The sequence below is a fragment of the Syntrophotalea sp. genome, assembly GCF_050253115.1.
GTDB classification, from domain to species: domain Bacteria; phylum Desulfobacterota; class Desulfuromonadia; order Desulfuromonadales; family Syntrophotaleaceae; genus Syntrophotalea; species Syntrophotalea acetylenica.
Genome location: NZ_JBFWJQ010000163.1, coordinates 1 through 3,769, shown reverse-complemented (window position 1 = coordinate 3,769; position 3,769 = coordinate 1). Strand labels below are relative to the sequence as shown.

5 protein-coding genes are annotated in these 3,769 nt (G+C 64.9%); all 5 read right to left on the bottom strand.

The window, feature by feature from the left end; genetic code table 11:
* Nucleotides 1–1,294 (bottom strand): ATP-binding cassette domain-containing protein (locus tag AB7E65_RS12235; RefSeq protein WP_428746052.1); only part of this gene is annotated, 1,294 nt, incomplete at its 3' end.
* 46 nt (nucleotides 1,295–1,340) lie between these two features.
* Complete coding sequence (locus AB7E65_RS12230; RefSeq protein WP_428746051.1) at nucleotides 1,341–2,126, bottom strand: ABC transporter ATP-binding protein; 786 nt, start codon at nucleotides 2,124–2,126, stop codon at nucleotides 1,341–1,343.
* Nucleotides 2,080–3,090 carry a branched-chain amino acid ABC transporter permease gene (locus tag AB7E65_RS12225; protein ID WP_428746050.1) on the bottom strand — a complete coding sequence of 337 codons (1,011 nt, stop codon included), beginning with the start codon at nucleotides 3,088–3,090 and terminating at the stop codon, nucleotides 2,080–2,082. The genes AB7E65_RS12230 and AB7E65_RS12225 overlap by 47 nt, the downstream gene beginning before the upstream one ends.
* A 12-nt stretch (nucleotides 3,091–3,102) precedes the next feature.
* The gene (locus tag AB7E65_RS12220; RefSeq protein WP_428746049.1) at nucleotides 3,103–3,603 is read right to left on the bottom strand and encodes a 2-oxoacid:acceptor oxidoreductase family protein; all 501 of its coding nucleotides are present in this window, start codon (nucleotides 3,601–3,603) and stop codon (nucleotides 3,103–3,105) included.
* The coding region (locus AB7E65_RS12215) for a 4Fe-4S dicluster domain-containing protein (RefSeq protein ID WP_428746053.1) at nucleotides 3,600–3,769 on the bottom strand (170 nt) is incomplete at its 5' end. The genes AB7E65_RS12215 and AB7E65_RS12220, both read right to left, overlap by 4 nt.

Here is a 3,769-nt window from a genome sequence, read left to right as displayed (position 1 = left end):
GCAGGAACTGAATATGCTGGAAGATGTTGCCCGGGCCGACCGGCACCGCCATGGCGCCGATCTTCTCGCACCCCGCCTGGAACCCGACGCCGGCGGTCCACACACCGTAGCCGACGGCGATCTGCACCCGGTCGAGAGCAGTGACGCCGGCCATCTGGTAGCAGCGGGCGAAAAAGTGGGCCCAGTCGTCGATGTCCTTCTGCGTGTAGCACAGCACCTTGCGTTTGCCGGTGGTGCCGGAGCTGGCGTGAATGCGGACGATCTGCTCGAAAGGCACCGCCCGCAGGGGGAAAGGGTAGCCGTCGCGCAGGTCGTCGGCGCTGGTGAAAGGCAGGCGCGGCAGATCGGTAAAAACTTTAATCTCATCGGGGGTGATGCCGGCCTGTTGGAACCGCTCCCGGTAGAAGCTCGACCCTTCATAGGCATGGCGCAGGGTCCACTGCAGCCCTTTGAGACGGTGGCCCTCGAGTTCGTCGGCGGTGGAAAAGGCAGGCATAAAATCAGGATGACTCATGTCGGGTTTCTCCAGGCGGATATTGGTCAGGCCGGCCGCCCCCAGGCGGCTGTGCCCCGGCTTATTGTCGGATGCGGCACCCAGGAAGGCGATGCGCAGTTTTGGATCGTTGAGCAGGCGGCTGCTCTCTCCCCGCTGCACGATGCGGCCATTGGCGAGCAGATGGGCCGAATCGGAGGCGCAGAGCGCCCGTGCGGCGTTCTGTTCGACCAGCAGGATAGTGGTGCCGGCGCGCGCCAGCTGGTGGATGATGGCAAAAATTGCGTCGGTGATGCGCGGTGCAAGCCCCAGGCTCGGTTCGTCGAGCAGCAGCAGGCGCGGTCCCGCCATCAGGGCGCGTCCCATGGCCAGCATCTGCTGCTCGCCGCCGGAGAGGGTGCCCGCCGGCTGTTCTCGACGCTGCTTCAGACGGGGAAAGCGGGTAAAGACCTCCTGCATGCGCGCAGCGGTCTCTTTTTTCGACAGCTTCAACGGCATGGCGCCGAGAACCAGATTTTCATGCACCGGCAGGTGCGGGAATACTTCGCGGCCCTCCGGCGACAGCACCAGGCCCCGCCGGACCCGTTGTGCCGGGGAGAGCCCGGTGATATCCCTGCCGTCGAGCAGGATGCGCCCAGCGCTGGGTTTGAGCAACCCCATCACGCATTTCAGGAGCGTGCTTTTGCCCGCTCCGTTGGCGCCCACCAGCGCGGCGGTCGAGCCCTGCTCCACGGTCAGCGACAGGTCGAACAGCGCCTGGGCGGTTCCGTAGTGTGCGCTGAGGTTTTCAATGGTCAGCATGGGATCATCCTCGTTGCGGTTCTCATTTTCACGTTGGCGGATTCCATCAGGCGGTCGGCTCCATGCTGCCGAGATAGGCTTCAATCACCAGGGGGTTGCGCTGCACTTCCTGCGGGGTTCCCTGCGCGATGCAGCGCCCGCCGTCGAGCACCACCACCCGGTCCGCGACGCTCATCACCAGGTCCATGTCGTGTTCGACCAGCAGCAGAGTCTGTCCCTCGCTGCGCAGCTTCTGGATCTCGGCGCCGATCTGTGAGGTCTCCTTGGCGTTGAGCCCGGCCACCGGCTCGTCGAGCAGGACCAGCAGGGGCTCGCCCACGAAAGCGCGGGCCAGTTCAAGCCGTTTGCGGTCGCCGTAGGCCAGGGCCTGGGCGGGCCAGCCCGCCTTGTTCGCCAGACCGAAGCGGTCGAGGGCCGCCAGCGCCCGCAGGCGCAGATGCCGTTCTCGGTGACGCAGTCCGGGCAGGCGCAGCATGGCGCTGATCCAGGACTTTCCTGCATCCAGCGTCAGTCCGCACAGGACGTTCTCCAGTACCGTCATGCGCGGAAAGACTTTCAAGTTCTGAAAGGTGCGCCCGATGCCGAGGCGGGCGATCTCGTGGGCCGGGCGGCCGGCCAGATCCTGCCCGGAAAAACGGATCGCACCCTGATCCGGGGCCAGGATGCCGCTGATGCAGTTGATCAGGGTGCTTTTGCCGGCGCCGTTGGGGCCGATCAGTGCCGTGACGCTGCCGCCCGCGATCTCGCAGCTGACCTCCTGCAGGGCGGGTAGGCCACCGAAATTCTTATTGATCCGTTCGAGACGCAGCATTTTTTCGAATCCAGAGCACAAAGCGGTTGCGGGCCAGGTCGATCAGCCCGCCGACCAGCCCCCGCGGCAGAAACATGAGAATCACCACCAGGATCAGACCGTAGATGATGTCCTTATAGGTGTCGAAAACCTCGATCCACTCCGGCAGCATGGTGACCACGGACGCCCCCAGCAGCGTTCCCCACACCGAGCCCAGACCGCCGATGACCACCATGATGACGAAGTCGACCGAGACGAAAATGCCGAAGGAGTCGGGGCTGACAAAGCGGTAGCAGTGGGCGAAAAGGCTGCCGCCCAGCGAGGCCAGCACCGCCGACAGCACAAAGATCCTGACTTTGGCGCGGGCGGTGTCGATCCCCAGGGACTGGGCAGCCTGCTCGTCCGCCGCCAGCGCCGCCAGCCCGCGGCCGACGCCGCTGCGCACCAGGTTCAGGCTGATCAGCAGGCAGGCAAGGGCCGTTCCCCACACCAGGTAGTGAAAGCGGATCTCGTCGTCGAAGGCCCAGTCGCCCAGGGCCAGCGGAGGAATGCCGGCAAAGCCGCTGGGGCCGCCGGTCAGCTGGTCGGCCTGCACCAGAATCGTATAAACCACCAGGTTCAGGCCCAGGGTGGCCATGGCCAGATAATGCCCATGCAGGCGCAGGATGGGGCGGCCGACCAGCCACGCGATGGCGGCCACCGCCAGGGCCGTCAGCAGCAGGGCGCCCCAGGCGGGAATTCCTCCCTCCACCGTCAGTAGTGCCGAACCGTAGGCGCCCAGGCCGAAAAAGGCGGCATGCCCCAGCGAGATCTGGCCGGCGTAGCCGATAAACAGGTTGAGGCCGAGCACGACAATGGTGTTGAGCGCGATCAGGTTGGTCAGCCCCAGGGTATAGGGGTTATCCTGATATAGAGGAAACAGCAGCACGAAGGCGGCAAAGGCGCTGACCGCCAGGCCGGTACGGTGCAGAATCAGAAAATAGAGGATTTTATCCTTCGTGCTCATGGTCCCTCGGGATCAGCCTTCGAGCCCGCGCCGGAAAGCCGCCAGGTTCTGGTCGAGGAAACGCTCGGGAGCCAGGGCGCGAATCGCCTGCTCGTACTGGGCTACATCGCAGAAAAGAGCCCGGCTTCGGACCGCAAGCCCCAGCAGGATCAGGTTCGACAGCACCGGGTTGCCCATCTCGCGTGCCAGGCCGCCGGCGTCGATGCGCGTTCCTTCTCCTTCTCCGACTGCATTGATCAGCAGTTGCCCGTCGGGCTTGAGCAGCGAGCGGTGCACCGCCAGATTGTCCTCCCACAGCAGCAGCCCTACGTCGGCCTGGCCGGAGCGAATCAGCGGACTGTGATAGTCGCCGACCTTGATGGTGGAAAGCACAGTGCCGCCGCGCTGGGCCATACCGTGAGTTTCGGCGGTGAGCACGGGCAGGCCCTGATCCACCGCCGCCTGGGCAATGACACGAGTGAGAAACAGCACGCCCTGCCCGCCGATGCCGCTGACGATGATCTGCTGTTTCATGAGCGCTTCTCCTTGACGAGGGCATTGAAAGGGCAGGACGGGATGCAGGTGCCGCAGCCGACGCAGCGGTCGATATTGATTCTTGCCCGCGCGCCGCTTTCGTCCATCTCGATGGCCGGGCATTCAAAGGTCTGGATGCAGCGTTTGCAGCCGGTGCAGTCCTCCG